The organism is Methylobacterium sp. M6A4_1b, from assembly GCF_053345175.1.
Genome location: NZ_JBKEZQ010000029.1, coordinates 23,403 through 44,492 on the forward strand (window position 1 = coordinate 23,403; position 21,090 = coordinate 44,492).

22 protein-coding genes and 1 tRNA gene are annotated in these 21,090 nt (G+C 69.2%); 10 read left to right on the forward strand and 13 right to left on the reverse strand.

Translation table 11 applies throughout. The features are described 5' to 3' along the window. The first annotated feature begins 3 nt into the window (after positions 1-3). Complete coding sequence (locus ACLBWX_RS19965) at positions 4-312, forward strand: DUF1244 domain-containing protein (protein ID WP_447678735.1); 309 nt, start codon at positions 4-6, stop codon at positions 310-312. Between the two features lie 81 nt (positions 313-393). Next, positions 394-660 (forward strand): DUF2312 domain-containing protein, encoded by a 267-nt coding sequence (locus ACLBWX_RS19970; protein ID WP_056180857.1) that lies wholly within the window; start codon positions 394-396, stop codon positions 658-660. A 38-nt stretch (positions 661-698) separates the two neighbouring features. On the opposite strand, the gene ACLBWX_RS19975 is transcribed toward ACLBWX_RS19970, so the two are convergent. Continuing rightward, positions 699-1,010: a hypothetical protein gene (locus ACLBWX_RS19975; RefSeq protein WP_447678736.1), complete on the reverse strand. Its 312-nt coding sequence runs from the start codon at positions 1,008-1,010 to the stop codon at positions 699-701. A gap of 132 nt (positions 1,011-1,142) precedes the next feature. After that, positions 1,143-2,477 carry an MFS transporter gene (locus ACLBWX_RS19980; protein ID WP_447678737.1) on the reverse strand — a complete coding sequence of 445 codons (1,335 nt, stop codon included), beginning with the start codon at positions 2,475-2,477 and terminating at the stop codon, positions 1,143-1,145. A 347-nt stretch (positions 2,478-2,824) separates the two neighbouring features. Here ACLBWX_RS19980 and cyoA point away from each other — a divergent pair, with 347 nt between their 5' ends. Genes cyoA through ACLBWX_RS20005 form a run of 5 tightly spaced genes read left to right on the forward strand, consistent with a single transcriptional unit; the run spans position 2,825 to position 7,971 of the window. Next, entirely contained in the window at positions 2,825-4,093 is a 1,269-nt protein-coding gene (gene cyoA, locus ACLBWX_RS19985) for a ubiquinol oxidase subunit II (protein WP_447678738.1), read from the forward strand. 60 nt (positions 4,094-4,153) lie between these two features. Continuing rightward, a complete protein-coding gene (gene cyoB, locus ACLBWX_RS19990; RefSeq protein WP_447678739.1) occupies positions 4,154-6,157 on the forward strand; it encodes a cytochrome o ubiquinol oxidase subunit I in 2,004 nt (667 codons plus the stop codon). 28 nt (positions 6,158-6,185) lie between these two features. Further along, positions 6,186-6,830 (forward strand): cytochrome o ubiquinol oxidase subunit III, encoded by a 645-nt coding sequence (cyoC, locus tag ACLBWX_RS19995; protein ID WP_243214495.1) that lies wholly within the window; start codon positions 6,186-6,188, stop codon positions 6,828-6,830. Next, complete coding sequence (cyoD, locus tag ACLBWX_RS20000) at positions 6,827-7,216, forward strand: cytochrome o ubiquinol oxidase subunit IV (RefSeq protein WP_447678740.1); 390 nt, start codon at positions 6,827-6,829, stop codon at positions 7,214-7,216. Before cyoC ends, cyoD begins: the two co-directional genes overlap by 4 nt. Next, entirely contained in the window at positions 7,216-7,971 is a 756-nt protein-coding gene (locus ACLBWX_RS20005; RefSeq protein WP_447678741.1) for an SURF1 family protein, read from the forward strand. Before cyoD ends, ACLBWX_RS20005 begins: the two co-directional genes overlap by 1 nt. Positions 7,972-7,973: 2 nt before the next feature. On the opposite strand, the gene ACLBWX_RS20010 is transcribed toward ACLBWX_RS20005, so the two are convergent. Further along, entirely contained in the window at positions 7,974-8,600 is a 627-nt protein-coding gene (locus ACLBWX_RS20010) for an alpha/beta hydrolase (RefSeq protein WP_447678742.1), read from the reverse strand. 62 nt (positions 8,601-8,662) lie between these two features. Next, entirely contained in the window at positions 8,663-9,592 is a 930-nt protein-coding gene (locus tag ACLBWX_RS20015; protein ID WP_447678743.1) for a ring-cleaving dioxygenase, read from the reverse strand. A 126-nt stretch (positions 9,593-9,718) separates the two neighbouring features. On the opposite strand from ACLBWX_RS20015, the gene ACLBWX_RS20020 reads away from it, so the two are divergent. Continuing rightward, positions 9,719-10,642, forward strand: coding sequence for a LysR family transcriptional regulator (locus tag ACLBWX_RS20020; RefSeq protein ID WP_447678744.1), 924 nt, complete (start codon positions 9,719-9,721; stop codon positions 10,640-10,642). A gap of 9 nt (positions 10,643-10,651) precedes the next feature. Here the strand turns inward: ACLBWX_RS20020 and ACLBWX_RS20025 are convergent, their stop codons facing one another. Next, positions 10,652-10,879: a hypothetical protein gene (locus ACLBWX_RS20025; protein ID WP_056473294.1), complete on the reverse strand. Its 228-nt coding sequence runs from the start codon at positions 10,877-10,879 to the stop codon at positions 10,652-10,654. 174 nt (positions 10,880-11,053) lie between these two features. Here ACLBWX_RS20025 and ACLBWX_RS20030 point away from each other — a divergent pair, with 174 nt between their 5' ends. Continuing rightward, entirely contained in the window at positions 11,054-11,581 is a 528-nt protein-coding gene (locus tag ACLBWX_RS20030) for a DUF4142 domain-containing protein (protein ID WP_447678745.1), read from the forward strand. 55 nt (positions 11,582-11,636) lie between these two features. On the opposite strand, the gene ACLBWX_RS20035 is transcribed toward ACLBWX_RS20030, so the two are convergent. The 5 genes from ACLBWX_RS20035 to ACLBWX_RS20055 all read right to left on the reverse strand — a co-directional run bounded on the left by ACLBWX_RS20035 (position 11,637) and on the right by ACLBWX_RS20055 (position 15,891). Next, complete coding sequence (locus tag ACLBWX_RS20035) at positions 11,637-12,443, reverse strand: transglutaminase-like domain-containing protein (protein ID WP_447678746.1); 807 nt, start codon at positions 12,441-12,443, stop codon at positions 11,637-11,639. A 73-nt stretch (positions 12,444-12,516) separates the two neighbouring features. After that, complete coding sequence (locus tag ACLBWX_RS20040) at positions 12,517-13,437, reverse strand: transglutaminase family protein (RefSeq protein ID WP_447678753.1); 921 nt, start codon at positions 13,435-13,437, stop codon at positions 12,517-12,519. A 203-nt stretch (positions 13,438-13,640) separates the two neighbouring features. Next, positions 13,641-14,156, reverse strand: coding sequence for a response regulator (locus ACLBWX_RS20045; protein WP_447678754.1), 516 nt, complete (start codon positions 14,154-14,156; stop codon positions 13,641-13,643). 278 nt (positions 14,157-14,434) lie between these two features. Next, entirely contained in the window at positions 14,435-15,604 is a 1,170-nt protein-coding gene (locus ACLBWX_RS20050) for a transglycosylase SLT domain-containing protein (protein ID WP_447678747.1), read from the reverse strand. Between the two features lie 210 nt (positions 15,605-15,814). Next, positions 15,815-15,891, reverse strand: a tRNA-His gene (locus ACLBWX_RS20055). 209 nt (positions 15,892-16,100) lie between these two features. Between ACLBWX_RS20055 and ACLBWX_RS20060 the strand changes: the two genes are divergently transcribed. Then, complete coding sequence (locus ACLBWX_RS20060) at positions 16,101-17,945, forward strand: chloride channel protein (RefSeq protein WP_447678748.1); 1,845 nt, start codon at positions 16,101-16,103, stop codon at positions 17,943-17,945. A gap of 6 nt (positions 17,946-17,951) precedes the next feature. On the opposite strand, the gene ACLBWX_RS20065 is transcribed toward ACLBWX_RS20060, so the two are convergent. The 3 genes from ACLBWX_RS20065 to ACLBWX_RS20075 form a co-directional block, all read right to left on the reverse strand. Next, the gene (locus tag ACLBWX_RS20065; RefSeq protein ID WP_447678749.1) at positions 17,952-18,155 is read right to left on the reverse strand and encodes a hypothetical protein; all 204 of its coding nucleotides are present in this window, start codon (positions 18,153-18,155) and stop codon (positions 17,952-17,954) included. A 66-nt stretch (positions 18,156-18,221) separates the two neighbouring features. Continuing rightward, on the reverse strand, positions 18,222-19,001 hold the full coding sequence (locus tag ACLBWX_RS20070; protein ID WP_447678750.1) for a YfdX family protein: 780 nt from the start codon (positions 18,999-19,001) through the stop codon (positions 18,222-18,224). Positions 19,002-19,281: 280 nt separating this feature from the next. After that, positions 19,282-20,640: an MFS family transporter gene (locus tag ACLBWX_RS20075; protein WP_447678751.1), complete on the reverse strand. Its 1,359-nt coding sequence runs from the start codon at positions 20,638-20,640 to the stop codon at positions 19,282-19,284. Between the last annotated feature and the right edge of the window lie 450 nt (positions 20,641-21,090).

Below are 21,090 nucleotides of genomic sequence, written 5' to 3' on the forward strand. Positions count from 1 at the left end.
CCCATGACCGAGATCGACGACGCCACCCGCACCGAACTCGAGGCCGCCGTGTTCCGGCGCCTCGTCGCCCACCTCCAGGCCCGCACCGACGTGCAGAACATCGACCTGATGAACATGGCCGGGTTCTGCCGCAACTGCCTGTCGAACTGGCTCAAGGACGCGGCCGACGCCCGCGGCCTGCCGATGGACAAGGAGGAGAGCCGCAGCCACGTCTACGGCATGCCCTATGCCGAGTGGAAGCGCCTGCACCAGCCGGAGGCGACGGCGGAGCAACAGGCGGCCTTCGCCAAAGCCGCGGCGGAGCCGCACTAAGGTCCCGGTAAGCTTGACGGCTTATCGAGGCGGTTCCGGCGCAGCCCGACGCGCCTCGCAGATCAGGGACTTGAGACGACCATGGCCGCATCCGCCGCACCCGCCGTCGACGCTTCCTCCGTCGCCGCCGATCAGCTGAAGAGCTTCATCGAGCGCATCGAGCGCCTCGAGGAGGAGAAGGCCGGCCTCGCCTCCGACATCAAGGACGTCTACGCCGAGGCCAAGGGCACCGGCTTCGACACCAAGGCCCTGCGCAAGATCATCTCGCTGCGCAAGAAGGACCATGCCGAGCGCCAGGAGGAGGAGGCGATCCTCGAACTCTACATGCAGGCGCTCGGGATGGTCTGACCGACGGGCGGGATGGTCCGACCGAAGGGAACGCCGCGCTAGGGCAGCGCCCTCGGAGGCGGCACCGCCTGTGCCGCTCCGGCCGGGTCCGCGTCGCGCAGGCCGGCCCAGAGCTTCCACTCGGTCCAGGCCTCCTCCAGGGCCGCCACCGCCGCGTCGCGCGAGGACACCGTCGCGCCCCGCCGGAACGGCGCCGCGCCGATGTCGAGGTGCAGGCTCCAGGTCCATTGCGCGGCGGGGGCGGGCGCATCGCTGATGCAATCGACCCGCCCGACGATCAGCGCCCCGCTCGTGATGACGTAGGTCTCGCGCGGATGGTCCTCGAGACGGGTGTAGATCAGCTGCGCCACGATGCTCCCACCTCGATCCCGTGCTCGGTCAGGTCCCAACGCTCACCGACGCGCAGGGTCACCGCACGACGCAGAAAGCCCCGGAGGCGCCTGCGCCGTCCGGGGCTTTTTCGTGAAGAGCGAGAACCGGAATCAGAGGCGGGCGGTCTCGCGGCGGTTGAAGGCGAGGGCGCACAGGGTCGCGACGGCCCCGGACAGGAGGTAGACGCCGACCCAGGACAGGCCGAAGCGGCTCGACACGCCGAGCGCCACCAGGGGGGCGAAGCCGGCCCCGATCAGCCAGGCGAGGTCCGACGTCAGGGCGGCGCCGGTGTAGCGGTAGCGCGTGCCGAGATTGGCGGTCACCGAGCCCGAGGTCTGGCCGTAGGACAGGCCGAGCAGGCCGAAGCCGATCAGCACGTAGATCGTCTGGCCGAGCTCGCTGTCGCCGAAGATGATCGGCGCGGCGATGCTCGCCACGGCGAACAGCCCGATCAGGCCGGCGGCGACGCCCACCAGGGTGCGCCGGCCGATGCGGTCGGCCAGGACGCCGGAGAGCACGATGGTCCCGGCGGCGAGGAAGGCGCCGGAGCATTGCACCAGAAGGAACTCGCCGGCCGAGCGCTGGGTGAAGAGGTGGATCCAGCTGATCGGGAACACCGTCACGAGGTGGAACAGGGCGAAGCTCGCCAGCGGGACCACGGCGCCGATCAGCACGAAGCGGCCATGGGTCCGCAGCAGTTCGAGGACCGGCGTCGGCTCCAGCTCCTGCATCTCCAGCATGCGCGAGAATTCCTCGGTGGCCACGAGGCGCAGGCGGGCGAAGAGCGCGACGACGTTGATCGCGAAGGCCACGAAGAACGGGTAGCGCCAGCCCCAGTCGAGGAAGTCGGCGTTGGAGACGTTGCCGAGGAAGAACGCGAACAGGGCGCTCGCCAGCATGAAGCCGACCGGGGCGCCGAGCTGCGGAATCATCGCGTACCAGCCGCGCTGCTTCTCGGGGGCGTTGAGCGCCAGCAGGGAGGCGAGCCCGTCCCAGGCGCCGCCGAGGGCGAGGCCCTGGCCGAAGCGCAGGGCGGCGAGGATCCAGATCGAGAGCGCGCCGAGCTGGTGGTAGTTCGGCAGGAAGCCGATCGCCATGGTCGAGCCGCCGAGCAGGAACAGGGCGATGGTGAGCTTGGCCGCGCGCCCGTGGCGCCGGTCGATCTCCATGAAGATCACCGAGCCGATGGGGCGGGCGATGAAGGCCAGGGCGAACAGCGCGAAGGCGTAGAGCGTCCCGGTCAGCGGATCGGCGAAGGGGAAGAACACGCCGGGGAAGATCAGCACCGAGGCGATGCCGTAGACGAAGAAGTCGAAGTACTCGGCCGCGCGGCCGATCACCACGCCGATGGCGATCTCGCCCGGCGCGACCCGATGGTCGCTGGAGGCCTCGTGCGCATCGCGTTCCAGCGACGTGGAGGATGGCACTGCGTAATCTGCGCTCATCGAGGAAACCGTGCTCGCTTCGTGCGTTCGGGGCCGAATCGGGCGCGCCGCGGCGCGCGGAGCCCAGGGATGTGGGACACGTGTACGCCCTGCGTTTCGTCTGCGTCAAAGCGCAGCGTGACGCGCCCCCTGACAATCGGCGCGGCTTCTTCACGCCTTCCGTCAAATCGTGGGATGGGTCTATAGCGCGCTTTGTCTTGCGCCCGCTATGAGCCTAGCGCTGATCAGACGCGCCGCGCGCGACTTGTCAGATTGATGCAATGCAGCGAATTGAGAGCCGACGATTCCTCCCTCGGCCAATCGGGGCCGGCGGACGTCGCTCATCCGAGATGGTGCCAGACGAGTCCATGCCGGTCAAAACCCTCCGTACGCTCGCGCTCCTCCCCCTGTTCGGCCTGCTGTCCGGCTGCAACATGGTCCTGATGCAGCCCTCCGGCGACATCGCGACCCGGCAGCGCGACCTGATCCTGGCCTCCACCGGCCTGATGCTGCTCATCATCATTCCGGTCATCGCCTTCACGATCCTGTTCGCGTGGCGCTACCGCGCCTCGAACACCGAGGCCGAGTACGATCCCGACTGGCACCACTCCACGCAGCTGGAGGTGCTGATCTGGTCTGCGCCCCTGGTGATCGTCATCGCGCTCGGCGCGCTCACCTGGATCAGCACCCACACCCTCGATCCGTACCGTCCCCTGAGCCGCCTCGACGCGGACCGGCCGCTGCGCGCCGGCGTGAAGCCGCTGACGGTCGAGGTCGTCGCACTCGATTGGAAATGGCTGTTCTTCTACCCAGATCAGGGTATCGCCACCGTCAACGAACTGGCCGCGCCGGTCGACGTGCCGATCTCGTTCAAGATCACCTCCGCCACCGTCATGAACTCGTTCTTCATCCCTGCGCTCGCCGGGCAGATCTACGCCATGGCCGGCATGGAGACGAAGCTGCACGCGGTGATCAACAAGGCCGGTACCTACGAGGGCCTCTCGGCCAATTACAGCGGCTCGGGCTTCTCGCGGATGAACTTCAAGTTCCACGGCCTCGACCAGGCCGGGTTCGACCAGTGGGTCGCCAAGGTGAAGGCCGAGGGCAAGCCCCTCGACCGCCAGAGCTACCTCGCCCTCGAGAAGCCGAGCGAGCGCGAGCCGGTGCGCTACTTCTCCAGCGTGGAGAACGGCCTCTACGGCGCGGTGCTGAACATGTGCGCCGTGCCGGGCAAGATGTGCATGAACGAGATGATGCACATCGACGCCATGGGAGGCGCCGGCAAGGAGAGCCACGCCAACCGCGCGCGGCTCGAATACGACAACCGCTACGCCGAGCAGGGCATCGAGGCCCCGGCCGCCACGGTGGGCGGCTCGGGCCGCGAATCGCGCAGCCAGGAGCAGCCCGAGGGCATGAAGCCGAAGTCGATCGCTCCCGACGTGAAGCCCGGCTCGGCGCCCGAGCATTCCGGTCACGGCCCTATGGGCCACGACCATTCGGGCAAGGATCATTCCGGGCAAGACCATTCCGGGCAAGACCATTCGGGGCAAGACCATTCGGGTCATGGCGGCCCCGCCGGCGACGGGAAGGATCCGAAGGGGTCCGACCCGGTGGCGCCCGGCCAACTCAATCGATAGCGCGGACGCCTCGGACGCCCGCGACCCCCGTTCGGCACTCTTCTCTCACGAGCAGGTCCCATGTTCTCCAATCCGGATCTCCAGAAGCTCCTGTTCGGGCGCCTGACGCTCGACGCCGTGCCGCTTCATGAGCCGATCCTCCTCGTCACCTTCGCGATGGTCGGCCTCGGCGGCGCCGCGGTGCTCGGCGCACTCACCTATTTCCGCCTCTGGGGTCCCCTCTGGCGCGACTGGTTCACCTCCGTCGATCACAAGAAGATCGGCATCATGTACATCGTGCTGGCCCTTATCATGCTGCTGCGGGGCTTCGCCGACGCGCTGATGATGCGCGCGCAGCAGGCGATGGCCTTCGGGCCGAACGAGGGCTACCTGCCGCCGCACCACTACGACCAGATCTTCACCGCCCACGGCGTGATCATGATCTTCTTCGTGGCGATGCCGCTCGTCACGGGCCTGATGAACTTCGTCGTGCCGCTGCAGATCGGCGCCCGCGACGTCGCCTTTCCCTTCCTCAACAACTTCAGCTTCTGGATGACGGTGAGCGGAGCCGTGACCGTGATGGCCTCGCTGTTCGTCGGCGAGTTCGCCCGCACCGGCTGGCTGGCCTATCCGCCGCTCTCGGGACCCGCCATGAGCCCGGGCGTCGGCGTCGACTACTACATCTGGGCGCTGCAGATCGCCGGGATCGGGACGCTGCTCTCGGGCATCAACCTCATCGCCACCATCGTGAAGATGCGGGCGCCGGGGATGACCATGATGAAGATGCCGGTCTTCACCTGGACCGCGCTCTGCACCAACATCCTCATCGTCGCCGCCTTCCCCATCCTCACGGCCGTTCTCGCGCTGCTGTCGCTCGACCGCTACGTCGGCACGCACTTCTTCTCGAACGACCTCGGCGGCAACCCGATGATGTACGTGAACCTGGTTTGGATCTGGGGGCACCCGGAGGTGTACATCCTCATCCTGCCGGCCTTCGGCGTGTTCTCGGAGATCGTCTCGACCTTCTCGAGCAAGCGCCTCTTCGGCTACGCCTCGATGGTCTACGCCACGGTCGTGATCACGATCCTGTCCTACCTCGTGTGGCTGCACCACTTCTTCACGATGGGCTCGGGCGCGAGCGTGAACTCGTTCTTCGGCATCACGACGATGATCATCTCGATCCCGACGGGCGCCAAGATCTTCAACTGGCTCTTCACCATGTACAAGGGTCGCATCCGCTTCGAAGTGCCGATGCTCTGGACGGTCGGCTTCATGGTGACCTTCGTCATCGGCGGCATGACCGGCGTCCTGCTCGCCGTGCCCCCGGCCGACTTCGTGCTGCACAACTCCCTGTTCCTGATCGCCCACTTCCACAACGTCATCATCGGCGGCGTGCTGTTCGGCATGCTCGCCGGCATCACCTACTGGTTCCCGAAGGCCTTCGGCTTCAAGCTCGACGAGTTCTGGGGCAAGGTGTCGTTCTGGTTCTGGCTGACCGGGTTCTGGGTCGCCTTCATGCCGCTCTACGTTCTCGGCCTGATGGGCGTGACCCGCCGCGTCCAGCACTTCGACGACCCGTCCCTGCAGATCTGGTTCATCATCGCGGCCTTCGGCGCGGTGCTGATCCTCTGCGGCATCGCGGCCTTCGCGGTCACCCTGGTGGTGAGCTTCATGCGCCGCGAGCAGCTGCGTGACACGACCGGCGACCCGTGGGGCGGCCGGACCCTGGAATGGGCGACGTCGTCGCCGCCGCCGGACTACAACTTCGCCTTCACGCCGGTGATCCACGATCACGACGCGTGGTGGGACATGAAGAAGCGCGGCTACGCCCGCCCCCTCCAGGGCTTCAAGCCGATCCACATGCCGAAGAACACCGCGGCCGGCCTGATCCTCGGCGTGCTGAGCATCGTCTTCGCCTTCGCGATGATCTGGTACATCTGGTGGCTGGCGGCCTTCAGCTTCGCCGCGATCGCGGTCGTCGCGATCGGCCACACCTTCAACTACAACCGCGACTTCTACATCCCGGCCGACGAGGTCGTCCGGACGGAAGCCCAGCGGACCTCCCTGCTGGCGGAGCGCGTCTGAGATCATGGCAACCCACGCGACTCCTGCCATGAACTTCGAGCCGGGCCGAAGCCCGTCCGTGGCGATCCCCCAGGTCGACCCGACGGCCTTCTACGACGCGAAGGGCGAGCATCACCCGGAAGGGAGCACGATGCTCGGCTTCTGGCTCTACCTGATGAGCGACTGCCTCATCTTCGCGGCCCTGTTCGCCACCTACGCGGTGGTGGGCCGGAACTACGCCGCCGGGCCGTCGCCGAAGGACCTGTTCGACCTGCCGCTGGTGGCGCTGAACACCTCGATGCTGCTGTTCTCCTCCATCACCTACGGCTTCGCCATGCTGGAGATGGAGAAGGGCGACCTCAGCCGGGTGCAGATCTGGCTGGCCGTGACCGGCCTGTTCGGCCTCGCCTTCGTCGGGCTCGAGCTCTACGAGTTCCACCACCTGATCCACGAGGGCGCGACGCCCCAGCGCAGCGCCTTCCTGTCGGCCTTCTTCACCCTGGTCGGCACCCACGGCCTGCACGTCAGCCTCGGCATCGTCTGGCTGGTGACGCTGATGGCGCAGGTGCACAAGCGCGGGCTGGTGCCCGAGAACAAGCGCCGGCTGCTCTGCCTCAGCATGTTCTGGCACTTCCTCGACGTGATCTGGATCGGCGTCTTCACCTTCGTGTACCTGATGGGAGTCCTGCAATGAGCGCCGCGTCGAAGGCAGGACACGACGACCACGGGCACGACCACGGGCATGGGCACGCCGACGGCGCCAGCCACGGCACCTTCAAGGACTACATGACCGGCTTCGTGCTGTCGGTCATCCTGACGGCCATCCCGTTCATCCTCGTGATGGGCAACGTGATCGGCAACGACCGGATCACCGGCATCGTGATCATGATCTTCGCCGTGGCGCAGATCGTCGTGCACATGATCTACTTCCTGCACATGAACACGAAGTCGGAGGGGGGCTGGACCATCCTCGCGCTGATCTTCACCCTGACGCTGGTGATCATCACGCTCGCCGGCTCCCTGTGGGTGATGTACCACCTCAACACCAACATGATGCCGCAGCACATGCATATGGGCTGATGGCCGGCCCTCGGCCGGCGGCGCGGCGCTCTCCCCTGGCCCTCGCCGCCATCGCGATCGCGGGTCTCGTCCTTGCGACGGGCCTGGCGGCGCTCGGGACCTGGCAGGTCCAGCGCCGGGCCTGGAAGCACGATCTCGTCGCCCGCGTCGAAGCCCGCGTGCGCGCCGATCCGGTCGACGCGCCCGGCCCCGGCACCTGGAACGGCCTGACGGGGGAGGCCGACGCCTATCGGCGCGTGCGGGCCTCCGGGCGCTTCCGCCAGGAGCGTGAGACCCTGGTCCAGGCGGTCACCGACCTCGGTGCGGGTTTCTGGGTCCTGACACCGCTGGAGCGCGGCGACGGCACCACGATCCTGGTCAATCGCGGTTTCGTCCCGCAGAACCGGCGTGATCCCGCCACACGGGCGGACGGGCAGACCGTCGGCGAGACCACGGTTACCGGCCTGCTGCGCCTGACCGAACCGGGCGGCGCCTTCCTGCGCAGCAACGCCCCCGAGGCCAGGCGCTGGTATTCCCGAGACGTCCCCGCCATCGCCGCCGCTCAGGGCCTGACGCGGGTCGCCTCCTACTTCATCGATGCCGACGCCGCCCCGAACCCCGGCGGCTGGCCCGTGGGCGGGCTGACGATCCTGCACTTCCCCGACAACCACCTCGTCTACGCCCTCACCTGGTACGTCCTCGCCCTGATGGTCCTGGGCGCGGTCGGCTACACCGTGGCCGATGCCCGCCGCGGCGCGGGGCGGGCATCGGCCTGAGGTCAGACGGCGGCGAGGCCCGCGAGCCAGGCGCCGGCCCGGGTCACGTCCGCCTGCGAGAGACCGTGCCCGACCGGCAGGGTCTCGTGGGTGACGGCGGCGCCGCCGGCCCGCAGGCGTTCCGCGAGCGCACCCGCATTGGCGGCCGGCACGATCGGGTCGGCGGCGCCCGAGAGCATCAGCACCGGCCGTCCGGCGAGGTCCACCGGCGGCGTCTCGCGCAGGGGCACCATCGGACGCAGCAGCGCCGCGCCGGCGAGCACCTCCGGATGCAGCAGGAGGAGGGCCGCGGCGATATTGGCGCCGTTCGAGAACCCGACCGCCACCGGCGCGGCGAGGCCGTAGGCCCTGCGCGCCTCGTCGATGAAGCCCGCGAGATCGGCGGCGCGCCGGCGGATGTCGGCCTCGTCGAACACGCCCTCGGCGAGGCGGCGGAAGAAGCGCGGCATGCCGTTCTCCAGCACGGCGCCGCGCGGGGAGAGCAGGGCGGCCCCGGGCAGCAGGGTCCGGCCGAGGGGCAGGAGGTCGGCCTCGTCGCCGCCGGTGCCGTGCAGGAGCAGGAGCGGCGGCCGGCCGGGCGCGCTGGCGGGCACGAAGCGATGGACGAAGCCCAGGGATGTCTCGGTCATGGCAACCTCGTGGATGTCTGGGGCGTGCGCGCCCGCTCCGGGGGGAGCGGGCGCCTGTCTCGTCAGGCGACCTGGGGCAGGTGCCCCTCGATCTGGGCCCGGTGCGGCTCCAGGAAGGCCGGCAGTTTGAGGGCGCGCCCCAGGGATTCCACCGGCTCGTCGACGGCGAATCCCGGCACGTCGGTGGCGATCTCGAACAGCACGCCCCCCGGCTCGCGGAAGTAGACCGAGCGGAAGTACTGCCGGTCCCGCTGCTCGGTGACGCCGAGCCCGTGGGTGCGGGTCAGCACCTCCACCATCCGCGCCTGCTCCGCATCGTCCGCCGCCCGGAAGGCGATGTGATGCACCGAGCCGGCGCCCTGACGGCCGGGCAGGAAGCCGCCCACCGCCCGCAAGGTGACGAAGCCGCCCTCCGCGGCGTCGCTGGCGTAGCGGGTCGCCGCACCCTCGCGGCCGGCCTCCTGGAAGCCGAACACGCCGGTGAGGACCGCCGCCGTGGCCTCCGCCTTCTCGAGGAGCAGGGTGACGCCGTGAAAGCCGCGGATCGCGAAGTCCGCCGGGATCCCGGTGCCGGTCCAGGGCGCGTCCGTGGCCGCCGTCTCGGTGCCGACCAGGGCCAGCATCATGCCGTCGGGGTCGCGGAAGCGCAGGGTCGGTTCGCCCAGGACCTGGACCAGGGCGTCGTGGGTGACGCCCTTCTCGATGAAGCGGTGGGTCCACCAGCCGATCGCGGCGCGCGGCACCCGGAAGGCGGTCTCCTGGGTCTCGCCGATCCCGACCCGGCCGGGGGCCGCGTGCGCGATCGGGAAAAAGGTCAGGATCGTGCCGGGGCGGCCGGTCTCGTCACCGTAATAGAGGTGGTAGGTGCCGGGATCGTCGAAATTGACGGTCTTCTTCACCAGGCGCAGGCCGAGCACCCGGGTGTAGAAGTCGACGTTGCGCGACGCGTCGCCGGAAAAGGCCGTGACGTGATGGATGCCGTTCTGGGACATGGGACGCACTCCTTCGGGGCCGCACCGCGCCGGGGACCGGCCGTGCTGCGATGACCGGAAGATGCCCCTTGCCTCCCCTTTCGAAAATGGAAACGATGGAAAGGCATCGTTTCCGAAAGTCGGCACATGAAACTACCCGATCTCGAAGCCTGGGCGATCTTCGCGAAGGTCGTCGAGACCGGCTCCTTCGGCCGGACGGCGACGGAACTCGGCATCACCACGGGCACGGTGTCGAAGGCGGTGACCCGGCTGGAGGCACGGATCGGCGCGCGACTGTTCCACCGCACCTCGCGCAAGCTGGCGCTCACGGAGGCCGGTGCCTCGGCGCGGGAGGCCGCCGCGCGCATCCTCGCCGAGGGCGAGGCGGCCGAGGCCCAGGCCCGGGACGCGGCGGCGCAGCCGCGCGGCAAGGTCCGGCTCGCCGCGCCGATGTCCTTCGGGGTGCTGCACGTGGCGCCGCTCCTGCCGGACTTCCTCGCGGCCCATCCGGGCTTGAGCATCGACCTGCATCTCGGCGACGACCTGATCGACCTGGTCGGCGGCGGCTTCGACCTCGGCCTGCGCATCGCCGCCCTGACCGATTCCTCGCTTCGGGCGCGGCGGCTCTGCACCATCCACCGCTCCCTCGTCGCCACGCCGGACTACCTCGCCCGGCACGGCCGCCCAGCCCATCCGCGCGACCTCGCGGCCCATGCCTGCCTCGGCTACGCCTATCTGCCGAGCCCGGATCGTTGGCGCTTCCTCGGCCCCGCCGGCGAGGAGGCCACGGTGGTGCCGGACGGCCCGCTGCGGGCCAACAATGCCGATGCCCTGGCGCCGGCCCTGCGCGCCGGCCTCGGCCTCGCGGTCCAGCCGGACTTCATGGTGTGGGAGGACCTGCGCGACGGGCGGCTGGTGCGAGCCCTGCCGGGCTGGACGCCGCCGCGGATCGACCTCCACCTCGTGACACCGCCGGGCGATCCGCGCCCGGCGCGGGTCCTCGCCCTGATCGCGTATCTGGCCCGGGTGCTCGCGGCCGCGCCCTGGGCCGAGGGGCGGGGGGCGGCATAGGTCCGCCGCTCAGGCCTCAGCGATCTCCAGGGTGAGGCCACGTCCGCGCAGCACCTTGTCGATGCGCTGGCGCATTTCCGGGCACAACCGGTTCACCCGCAGATGCAGGGTGTCGCCCTGCGGCGTTCCGGTGACCCAGAGCCGGTAGCGCAGGCCTTCGTCCCGAAGCTGTTCGAGCAGACGCTCGGAGGCGATTCGGTTGGCCTCGTTGTTCATCGCGATGAGGCGTGCATCCATCTCGATCTCTCCTGCTTGCAGGAGTGCAACGCGCAGCGCCGCACTTTTCGTCCCTCCACCCTGGATTCGTGGTGAAGCCGCGTAAATTCGGACCCGCGACCTTGGCCGCGCTCCGGGGGGAACAGAGCGGGCGCGCCGAGGTTCTCGCGGATGAAACCGCGTTGGGAGGGTGTGATGAAACGCAGGGCGATGATCGCCGTCACGGTGCTGCTCGCGGGACCCGCGGCGGCGCAGTCGGTGGGCGAGAAGACGGGGGTGAATGCGCTGATCGGAGTCAGCCCCTCCACGGCGGATTTCGTGAGCCAGGCCGGGATCAGCGACCTCTTCGAGATCCAGACCAGCCGGCTCGCGGCCGAGCGCAGCGACGCGGCGACCAAGGCCTACGCCCAGCGGATGATCGCCGACCACGAGAAGACGACGGGCGAGATGAAGGCGATGGTCCAGGGCGGGAAGGTCCAGGCGACCCTGCCGACGGCCCTCGACAGCACCCACCAGGGCAAGCTCGACAGCCTGAAGGGCCTCCAGGGCGACGCCTTCACGAAGCAGTACCACGCCGATCAGGTGAAGGCGCACAAGGACGCCGTCGACCTGTTCCAGCGTTACGCGAAAGGCGGCGACAACCCGGATCTGAAGGCCTGGGCGGCCAAGACGCAGCCGGCATTGGAACATCACCTGAAGATGGCCCAGGACCTCGACAAGTAGCGGTGGTCCTGCCGGGGCGGGGCGCGTCATGCCTCGCTCCGGCGCATCGGCGGGATCAGAAGACCTCGTCGGTGTGGACGTCGAAGCGGGCGAGGTGCGCGTAGCCGAAATTCGTGGTGATGGCGACGTCGGTCGCGTCGCGGCCGCGGGCCATCACGATCCGTCCGATGCGCGGCGTGTTGTGCCGCGCGTCGAACGTGTACCAATTCCCGTCGAGATAGGCCTCGAACCAGGCCGAGAAATCCATCGGATCGGGCACCGGCGGAATCCCGATATCGCCGAGGTAGCCGGTGCAATAGCGCGCCGGAATGTTCATGCAGCGGCAGAACGCGACCGCCAGATGCGCGAAATCGCGGCAGACGCCCTGGCGTTGCATGAAGCCGTCCCAGGCCGTGCGGGTGGCGTCGGCGCACATGTAGTCGAAGCGGATCCGGTCGTGGACGTAGTCGCAGATCGCCTGAACCCGGCCCCAGCCCATCGGGGTCCCGCCGAACAGCGACCACGCCGTCTCCGAGAGCTTGTCGGTGTCGCAGTAACGGCTGCCCAGGAGGTAGACGAGTACGTCGTTGGGCAGGTTCTGCACCTCGACCTGCTGCGCGTAGGGCGCGTAGGCGTCGGGCAGGCCGGAATCCTGGACCACGAAGTCGGCCGAGATCGTCAGGCGACCGGGCGGCGTGACGATGCGCGTGCAGATGTTGTCGAAGACGTCGCGGTAATCCTGGGACGGGATCGGCGGATCGAAGCTGATCACGTGGGGCGTCATGACGTCCGGCATCCGGGAGGGATGCACGCTGAGCGCGAGGATCATCGGCGTCGGCTGAACCGATTCGAAGGCGATGTCGAACCCAGTCCTGATTTTCATGACGACCACCTGATCCTGTTTAGAAACACACGCTCTTCGTCTTCGACCGGGCGGCGGGCGCCGTGCCGGTGCGTCAACGCGCCAAGTTCGGATCGGTCACGCGAGGCCCCCCGGGTCCCGGCTCGACTTCATCGACATGAACGCTCACCGTCATGCCCAGGTCGTCCGCCGGAAACCCGAAGAACGATCCGTGCAGCGGTACAGCCTGACGCGGGTCCCGCGCCACCGCGACCCGGATGAGGTCGCGGTTCCCGACGATACCGTTCGTCGGGTCGAACTCGATCCAGCCCGCGCCGGGCAGGTAGACCTGCACCCAAGCATGAGTCGAGCCACCGCCCACGTGCCGGTCGCGATCCCCGCGTGGGTTGTAGAGGTAGCCCGAGACGAAGCGCGCCGCCATGCCGAGCGCGCGCACGGCCTCGATCATCAACACCGCGAAATCGCGACAGCTTCCGCGCTTCAGCCGCAGGGTGGTGACGGGGTCCTGGACGCCCTTCTCGGAGCGGGCGAGATACGCGAAGTTGCGCCGGACGCTGCGGGTCATCTCCGCCAGGAGATCCTGGGTGCCGATCCGGCCGGAGGGGGGCACGAAGCTGCGGGCCCAGGCATCGACCTCGTTGCGGGGATCGGAATACTGCCGCTCCATGGAGCGGCTGAGATCCGGGATGTCGTCGGCGCCGTAGCCGAACGGATAGAAGGCCGCGTGGGCCGCGATCGGGAAGACCGGCGCCGATTCCGGCGTGTGGTCGAGGGTGATCGCGCATTCGAAGGTGAGCTGCGCGGCACGGCCCGCGAAGGTCGCCACGGCGACGCAGTTGCCGAAGACGTCGTGGAGCCAGCGCAGGCCGCTCGGCTCGGGCGTGATCTTCAGGGTCGCCGAGATCAGGCGCTGGTCGTAGCTGTCGCGCGGTCGGAACAGGATGCGGTGTTCACCGAAGGCCACCGGCTGCCGGTAGCGGTAGATGGTGAGGTGGCGGACGGACAGGATGGGCAAGGCGAGGGGCTCCACCACGCGGTTCGGGCGCGGTCTGGTCGGCACGGACGCTGGGTTCGGGAATGCAAGTCGTGCGCCGGGGCTCGCGCCCGGCTTCCGGCTCAGGGCTTCATGCTTCGGGCTTCATGCGCCAGGCCGCGCCCGGAGTCATCCGCCGGGCGCCGGCCGCGGGATCGAAGGACCGGCGACGGGAGCGGTCCGCCTCAGGACACGATCGGCTGCGGCGCACTCGTCGCCAGTTCGGCCTCGGTCAGGAGGTCGAAGGGCCGCCAGGGCTTCGGGATGAAGACGGCCTGCTCCGGCAGGGTGCCCGGCCGCTCGGCCCGTCGGCCCGAGGTCACGACCATGCGGGTCGCCGGCCAGAGCAGCGCCACGGCGGAGGCCAGCTGCACCCCGTCCATCGCGCCCGCGAGGTTGACATCGGTGAAGACCAGAGCGACGTCGCCGCCGCGCTCGCGCATGATGTTCAGGGCCGCCTCGGCGCTGTCGCAGCCGATCGCGGTGAGTTCGGTGTCGCTCAGCAGCGCCTCCGCGAGGGAGCGCGTGGCGGCGTCGTCCTCGACCACGAGGGCGATCTTGCAGGCGCGCGCCCTGTCCGGGTCCGGACGTGCCGCGGGCTCGGGCTGGACCTTGCGGACGAGAACGGCGAGGTGCTCGGGAACGCCCTCGGCGATCAGGTCGTCGTAGAAGGCGGCGAGGGCCTGGCCGATCCGGTCCAGCGAGAGGCCGGGGCTGAGGCTGTCCGCGAGCGACGTCCGGCTGACGGCGGAGGGTGAATCCGCGTTCGTACCTTTCAGGTCCGGCAAGCAGGGCCTCCGCCGTTCGTGTCTCGGGACGAACCCGGGAGCGGGCTCGCCGACATTAAAGCCGGGAGGACACGGTCAGTTGCGGTAAATCATCCGCGACGACGTTCACGCTGTGCGTTTCGGCATCCGATCTCCGCTCGCTGCCGGCGCGAAGACGGCGTTCGGCTCCGTTCGGGCGGAACCCGCCGTCTCTAGTCGACCGTCGCGTCGGCGTAGGCTAGGATGCCGGCCACCGAGCGCACGTCGCGGTAACGTTCGCCGCGGGTGCTCATCATCGCCTCGAACTTCTCGTGGACCTGCGCCACCGACAGGCTGACCGCCTTCCGGCGTCCGCGCTGGGCCGCGAAGAAGATCGTCTTGTTGGCGCGGGCCGGGCCGGGCAGCATCGAGGCGGCGGCGGCCTTCGGCTTGTCGACCACGCTGGCGAGGAAGTCCTCGGCATCGTCCGGGCCGAGGAAGTGGGCGAGGTAGACCTCGCCGAGGGAGAGCTCGCGGCCGATGCGCAGGGCGATGCGGGCGGCGTCGCGCTTCAGCATCTCGCCGGCCAGCAGGGCGGAGAGGTAGGGGTCGCGGCGCATCTCGAGGATGCGGGTGCGCTCGGCGGAATCGAGGACGGTGGGGCGGCCGTTGTCGCCAGCGACCACCAGGGCCGCATCCGTGGCGAGGCCGTATTTCGGCCCGAAGTCGCGCACGACGCCCAACCAGGTCCGCTCGATGAACTGGAACAGGCCGGTGGCCGAGGAGGTCTGGGCCTGGACCTCGGTCTTGAAGCTGGATTCCTTGTCGGCCACCGCCATCAGCAGCACGGGATCGGTCTGCACCGCCTGGGCGGCCCGGACGATCTTCTGCACCAGGTGGCGCCGGATCTTCATCGGCCCGAATTCGAGCACCTCGTTCGGGTCGCCGACCGAGCTCTCGGTGAGGAGGTAGTCGTAGGAGACGCGGTCGACGGCGTTGGAGCCGAGCTCGGTGTCGAGGTCGTGCACCGGGGCGAAGGCCGAGGACGCGGTGATGACGGCGCGCGCGGCGGGGGCGATCGCCTGGGCGGAGGCCTGCAGGATCACCGGCACCGGCTGGACGCGCGGGCGCGGCATGGTGATCTCGGTCATCGCATGGGCCGACTGCACCACGCCGGTCTCGGGGCCGACGCCGTAGGACAGTGCGGCGCCGAGGCCGCCGGCCAGCAGCAGCATCGAGAGGACGGAGCGGGTGAGCGCGGGGCGGCTGCCATGGTCGCGGCCGACGCGGCCCCCGAGCGTCAGGGCATCCGAGGCCGACGAACCGGCAACGAAGCCGGAACGCGACGCGAGCGAGCCCTTGGCGAAGACGGTCCGTGACGATCCGACATTCCGACCCTGCATCTGCGCGACCCAACCCCGTTCCCTGGCGACGGATTGAGATTAGCTTGACAGATGTGGCGACAACACGGCCCGGTTTGGGGCAATCCCGTGGCAAGTTTGACACGGTGTCCAGAGCGTTTTGGCACATCGCGGCCCGCATGCGGACCGAGGGAAACGCCGAACGCGGCCATGCCCGAGCACGACCGCCGCAAAACATTCAACGGATAGGAATGGTACCACTGCCCCGGCTCGAACGGGGGACCTCTTGATCCACAATCAAGCGCTCTAACCAACTGAGCTACAGCGGCACTGCGGGCGATCTATCCCGAGCCGCGCCGCATTTCAAGCCGCCTTCGGCCGATCGTCGGCAAAAGTATGGGCCATCCCGCGCCGGATGCGGCGGGGCGGGCTCGGCGAAGGCCGGAGCTGTCGACGCAGAGCGGGCGGGCAGGCTAAGCAGGGCGCGGGTCCGTCTCCCGCGCGCTCTCCTCCCGGCGCCCGCCCCCGACACCGGTCGATGCCACCGCAACCCGCCTCATCCCGCCCGCCGGTCGCCCAACAGGTCCTCGTGCAGGCGCCCGGGCAGCTTCGCGCCCTGGTGCGCGGCAGCGAGATCGGCCTGATCGTGCTCGCCGCCCTGATCGGGTGCTGCGGCGGCGTCGCGGTCGCGGGCATGAACCAGGCGACCCAGAGCATGCGCGAGCTGCTCTACGGCCTGCCGCCCGGCCTGCGCCTCAGCGCCGCCACCGAGCTTCCGCCGCTGGTGATGCTGCTGGCGCCGGCCTTCGGGGGCGTGCTGCTGGCGCTGTTCACGCTGGCCCTGCGCTGGCGCGGCCGCCCCCGCCGTGCCGTCGTCGACCCGATCGAGGCGAACGCCCTGCACGGCGGCCGGATGTCGATCCGCGATTCCACCGTGGTGGTGATCCAGAACACCATCTCCAACGGCAGCGGCGTCTCCGTGGGGATGGAGGCGGCCTACACCCAGTTCTGCGCCGGCCTCGCCTCCCGCCTCGGCCTGTCGTTCGAGCTGCGCCGCGCCGACCAGCGCACCCTCGTCGGCTGCGGCGCGGCGGCGGCCATCGCGGCGGCCTTCGGCGCTCCCCTGACGGGCGCGTTCTACGCCTTCGAACTCATCATCGGCACCTACTCGATCGCGACCCTGACGCCGGTCGTGGTCGCCGCCCTGTGCGGCAGCGTCGTCGCCCGCGCCCTGGTGGCGCAGACCTCCCTCGTCGCCGTCGAGCGCGCCGACGCCATCACCACGACGGTGCTCACCACCCTCGACACCGTGCCGAGCCTCGTCCTCGGGCTCGTCTGCGCCGGGCTCGGCATCCTCATCATGCGCGGCGTCACCCTGGTCGAGGCGGCGTTCCGCGCCACCCGCCTGCCCACCCTGTGCGTCCCGATCCTCGGCGGCTTCTGCGTCGGCGGCCTGGCGCTCCTCGCCTCGCCGCAGGTGCTCTCGGGCGGACACGGGGCGCTGCACCTGCACCTCGAGGCCCACGGCACCACCTTCAGCCTCTCCGCCCTGATCCTGCTGTTCGTCGCCAAGGCGACCGCCTCGGCGATCTCGATCGGGTCGGGCTTTCGCGGCGGCCTGTTCTTCGCCTCGCTCTTCTTGGGAGCGATCGCGGGCGAGATCTTCGCCGCCGGGATGCCGCTGATCCTGCCGGGCCTCTCCGCCTTCGGGCTGCCCCCGCTCGCCTATGCGGTGATCGGGATGAGCGCCCTGGCGGTGGCGGTGATCGGCGGCCCGCTGACCATGACGTTCCTCGCCCTCGAACTCACCGGGAGCTTCCCGATCACCGGCCTCGTCCTGGTGGCGGTGATCGCCTCGTCGCTGACGGTGCGCAAGACCTTCGGCTACTCCTTCGCCACCTGGCGCTTCCACCTGCGCGGCGAGAGCATCCGCAGCGCCCACGACGTCGGCTGGATCCGGACCCTCACCGTCGGGAAGCTGATGCGCCGCGAGGTGCAGACGGCCAGCCTCGATCAGACCCTGGCGAACTTCCTGCGCAAGCACCCCCTCGGTTCGCCCTCGCGGGTGGTGATGGTGGACGCGGACGGGCGCTATGCCGGTATCATCCTGGTGCCGGAGGCCCACGCGGCCCTGCGGGAGGCGGAGGACGGCTCGCCCGACCTCGCCGGGCTGCTGCGGCACGCGGACGACGTTCTCACGGCCGACATGAACGCCAAGGTCGCCACGGCGATCTTCGACCGCACCGAGAGCGAGGCCCTGGCGGTGGTGGAAGACCTCAAGACCCGCAAGGTCATCGGCCTCCTCACCGAGAGCCACACCCTGAAGCGCTACAGCGAGGAGCTGGACCGGCAGCGCCGGGCGGTGCTGGGCGAGACCGGCTGACGGCTCTCAAGTCGTGCGGCCGGCGATGCGGCGCCAGCCGACGGAGCCGAAGGCGAGCAGGCTCGCCCCGCCCATCATGACGAGGCTCCAGCCCCAGTCGCTCGGCAATTGCCCGTCCATCGGGTGCAGGACGAGCCCCGAGGCCAGCACGAGTCCGAAGCCGGTGACGATGGCGGAGACCAGAAGCCCGAAACCAATCCCGATGCCCATGGCGAGTCTGCCTTCTCGATCGAAACGGAGCGGCCGCCCTCGCGAGGCGGCCGGCGGGTCGGCGCATCACTTCTGGGGCGCGGTCGAGGCCGTCGCGGCGGCCGGGGTCGCGGTCTTCCGGGGCGTGCCGAGCACGTCGACCACGTCGAAGCGCACGCCGTCCTCCACCTTCTTCAGGAGGGCGTTGCCCTCGTAGTACTGGCCCTGGCCGATGAGCTTGGCGGCCTGGCCGACCTCGGTCGAGGTCTGGTCCAGAGGCACGACGGCGAGGACGAAGTTCACGTCGACTCCGGCGAGCTTCAGCCCGTCCATGGCCGCCTTGCGGTCTCCCTTCTCCAGGCTCTTGTTGGCGGTCGCCACCGCGGCGGCCTTGGTCGGCGTGGCCACGAAATCCTCGCCGAGGGTCAGCTGCCCGTCGACCGGGAGCCAGGCCGTGGGCTGGGCGGACGCCTGGGCCGGACCGGCGTTCTTGGTCGTGTCGGCGTTCTTGGCCGTGTCGGCGTTCTTGGTCGTGCCGGCCGGCTGGGCCGGGCCGCGCAGGTCCGCCTCGGCCTTGGTGTAGACCGCCGCGTCGGTCTTGGCCTTGGCCAGCGAGGCCTGAGCCTTCTCGATCAGGTCCTTGGCGAGGGTCGGGTCGGCGTCGAAGATGGCGATGCGGGCGAGATGCAGGTCACGGAAGGCCTGGGCGCCGTCCTTCGACAGCTTGCCGACGTCCGCGTCGGCAGCCTGCTGCGCGGCGCCGACCGGCGGGAGGGCCGGGATCTTCGCGGCGTCGTTGGCGAGGGCGACTCCGCCGAGGAGCGCGGTGGCGGCGAGGAAAGCGGCGACTGTTCTTGTCTTGGTCATGGCAATACCTCCGAAGACGAGCGGCGCCAGGCATCTCAGGCCAGCTCGACCTGTCCGCGCCGAAGCTCTCTTCTGATCACGACCGTGATCCCGCCCGTTTTCGAAGTCACCTTAAAGAATGGTCAGGTTCGGTTCATGCGATCCGGCTTGACAGAGGCCGAGATCGGGAGACCGTCGGACACGCAGCCGCCGGCGCCCGGAAGCGCGCCACGAACCGGCCATGAAAAGGCACGCGGTGCGCCGGCACCGCGTGCTGCAGGGGTTTAGAACGATCGTCGTTTCAGGCGGCCGAGAGCCGGGTCTTGCGCATCAGGGCCTCCTCGACCGTGCCGTCGCCGTCGAGGTAGCCGTGCCGCTTCGGGTTCGGCATGATCAGCGAGCCGATGAAGGCGATGCCGAGCATGACCGTCACGTACCAGAAGAACGTGCTCTCGGAGCCGACCTGCTTCAGGTAGAGCGCGACCATCTCGGCGGTGCCGCCGAACAGCGAGTTGGCGATGGCGTAGGAGAGACCGACGCCGAGCGCCCGCACCTGCGTCGGGAACAGCTCGGCTTTCACGATGCCGCTGATGCCGGTGTAGAAGCTGATCACGATCAGCCCGACCATGATCAGGGCGAAGGACAGGACCGCGTTCTGGGTGGCTCCGATGGCCGTCATCAACGGCACCACCATGAGGGTGCCGAGGCCGCTGTAGAGCAGCATGTTGGCCTTGCGCCCGATCCGGTCCGAGAGCCAGCCGAAGAACGGCTGGATGATCATGTAGACGAACAGCGCGGCCGTGGAGATCTGCGAGGCCGTCACCTTGTCGATATGCGCCGTGTTGAAGAGGTATTTCGGCATGTAGGTGGTGAAGGTGTAGAAGCTCAAGCTGCCGCCGGCGGTGTAGGCGAGCACCACGCAGAACGCGCGCCAGTGCTTGAACAGGGCCGAGAAGGTGCCGGAATCCTTCTTGGCCATGTCCTCCTTCGTGGCCGTCTCGTCGAGGGACGAGCGCAGGTAGAGGGCGACCACCGCCGCGATGGCGCCGATCACGAACGGGATGCGCCAGCCCCAGGCGGTGAGTTCCTGGGCGGTGAGGAAGCTCTGGAGGATGATCAGCACCAGCGAGGCGAGGAGCTGGCCGCCGATCAGGGTGACGTACTGGAACGAGGCGAAGAAGCCGCGGCGGCCCTTCACGGCGATCTCGCTCATGTAGGTGGCGCTGGTGCCGTACTCGCCGCCCACCGACAGGCCCTGGATCATCCGGGCGAGCAGCAGCAGCGCCGGCGCGAGCTGCCCGACCGTGGCGTAGGTCGGAAGCACCGCGATCATCAGCGAACCGGCGCACATCATCAGCACCGAGATCAGCATCGAGGTCTTGCGGCCGAGGCGGTCGGCGATCCGGCCGAACAGCCAGCCGCCGATCGGGCGCATGAAGAAGCCCACCGCGAACACCGCGGCCGATTGCAGGAGCTGGCTGGTGCTGTCGCCCGCCGGGAAGAACACCGGCGCGAAGTAGAGCGCGAAGAAGGCGTAGCAGTAGAAGTCGAACCACTCGACGAGATTGCCCGACGAGGACGCGACGATCGCCTTGATCCGGCGTCGGTTGTCGGCGGCTTCCTCCGCCTTCGTTGTGATGGTGCCGGCCCCACCTGTCATCCGTTCCGTCCCTGTGCTCTGCGCAACGCCGTTCCGCGGCTTGCTTTGGCGGGACGTTACCGCCTGAGCCGAATTTCACAAGGGTGATCAGCAGGTTGCAGGAGACAGACAAGCTCCGCATGAAACCAGGCTGTGGAAGACCCAAGCTTGCGCTCGGCTGAACTGATCCGACAGGTCGGACATCTGAACCGTCAAGATGAGCGCAAGAAAACCGGGAACGTTTTGTCGAAGATGCCCGTTGCGGGGGGCATCGACGTCGAGCGGCGTCTGGCGGCAACGAGAGTGGAATCGATCCCATGAGTAAGCTCTTTCGAAGCACGGTGACGGCGGCGGCCCTGGTGATTGGCGCCGCGAGCGCATTCGCGCAGGGCGGACCCGGCGGTGCCGGCGGCGGGGCGGGCGGTGGCGGTGGTGGCGCCGGGATGGGGGCCGGCGGCGGTGCCGGGGCCG

Bases quoted from the DNA above. Each gene is read 5' to 3' on its own strand.
- ACLBWX_RS19965 (WP_447678735.1), top strand. From the start codon at position 4: ATGACCGAGATCGACGACGCCACCCGCACCGAACTCGAGGCCGCCGTG.
- ACLBWX_RS19970 (WP_056180857.1), top strand. From the start codon at position 394: ATGGCCGCATCCGCCGCACCCGCCGTCGACGCTTCCTCCGTCGCCGCC.
- ACLBWX_RS19980 (WP_447678737.1), bottom strand. From the start codon at position 2,477: ATGAGCGCAGATTACGCAGTGCCATCCTCCACGTCGCTGGAACGCGAT.
- cyoA (WP_447678738.1), top strand. From the start codon at position 2,825: ATGCCGGTCAAAACCCTCCGTACGCTCGCGCTCCTCCCCCTGTTCGGC.
- cyoB (WP_447678739.1), top strand. From the start codon at position 4,154: ATGTTCTCCAATCCGGATCTCCAGAAGCTCCTGTTCGGGCGCCTGACG.
- cyoC (WP_243214495.1), top strand. From the start codon at position 6,186: ATGAACTTCGAGCCGGGCCGAAGCCCGTCCGTGGCGATCCCCCAGGTC.
- cyoD (WP_447678740.1), top strand. From the start codon at position 6,827: ATGAGCGCCGCGTCGAAGGCAGGACACGACGACCACGGGCACGACCAC.
- ACLBWX_RS20005 (WP_447678741.1), top strand. From the start codon at position 7,216: ATGGCCGGCCCTCGGCCGGCGGCGCGGCGCTCTCCCCTGGCCCTCGCC.
- ACLBWX_RS20010 (WP_447678742.1), bottom strand. From the start codon at position 8,600: ATGACCGAGACATCCCTGGGCTTCGTCCATCGCTTCGTGCCCGCCAGC.
- ACLBWX_RS20015 (WP_447678743.1), bottom strand. From the start codon at position 9,592: ATGTCCCAGAACGGCATCCATCACGTCACGGCCTTTTCCGGCGACGCG.
- ACLBWX_RS20020 (WP_447678744.1), top strand. From the start codon at position 9,719: ATGAAACTACCCGATCTCGAAGCCTGGGCGATCTTCGCGAAGGTCGTC.
- ACLBWX_RS20025 (WP_056473294.1), bottom strand. From the start codon at position 10,879: ATGGATGCACGCCTCATCGCGATGAACAACGAGGCCAACCGAATCGCC.
- ACLBWX_RS20030 (WP_447678745.1), top strand. From the start codon at position 11,054: ATGAAACGCAGGGCGATGATCGCCGTCACGGTGCTGCTCGCGGGACCC.
- ACLBWX_RS20035 (WP_447678746.1), bottom strand. From the start codon at position 12,443: ATGAAAATCAGGACTGGGTTCGACATCGCCTTCGAATCGGTTCAGCCG.
- ACLBWX_RS20050 (WP_447678747.1), bottom strand. From the start codon at position 15,604: ATGCAGGGTCGGAATGTCGGATCGTCACGGACCGTCTTCGCCAAGGGC.
- ACLBWX_RS20060 (WP_447678748.1), top strand. From the start codon at position 16,101: ATGCCACCGCAACCCGCCTCATCCCGCCCGCCGGTCGCCCAACAGGTC.
- ACLBWX_RS20065 (WP_447678749.1), bottom strand. From the start codon at position 18,155: ATGGGCATCGGGATTGGTTTCGGGCTTCTGGTCTCCGCCATCGTCACC.
- ACLBWX_RS20070 (WP_447678750.1), bottom strand. From the start codon at position 19,001: ATGACCAAGACAAGAACAGTCGCCGCTTTCCTCGCCGCCACCGCGCTC.
- ACLBWX_RS20075 (WP_447678751.1), bottom strand. From the start codon at position 20,640: ATGACAGGTGGGGCCGGCACCATCACAACGAAGGCGGAGGAAGCCGCC.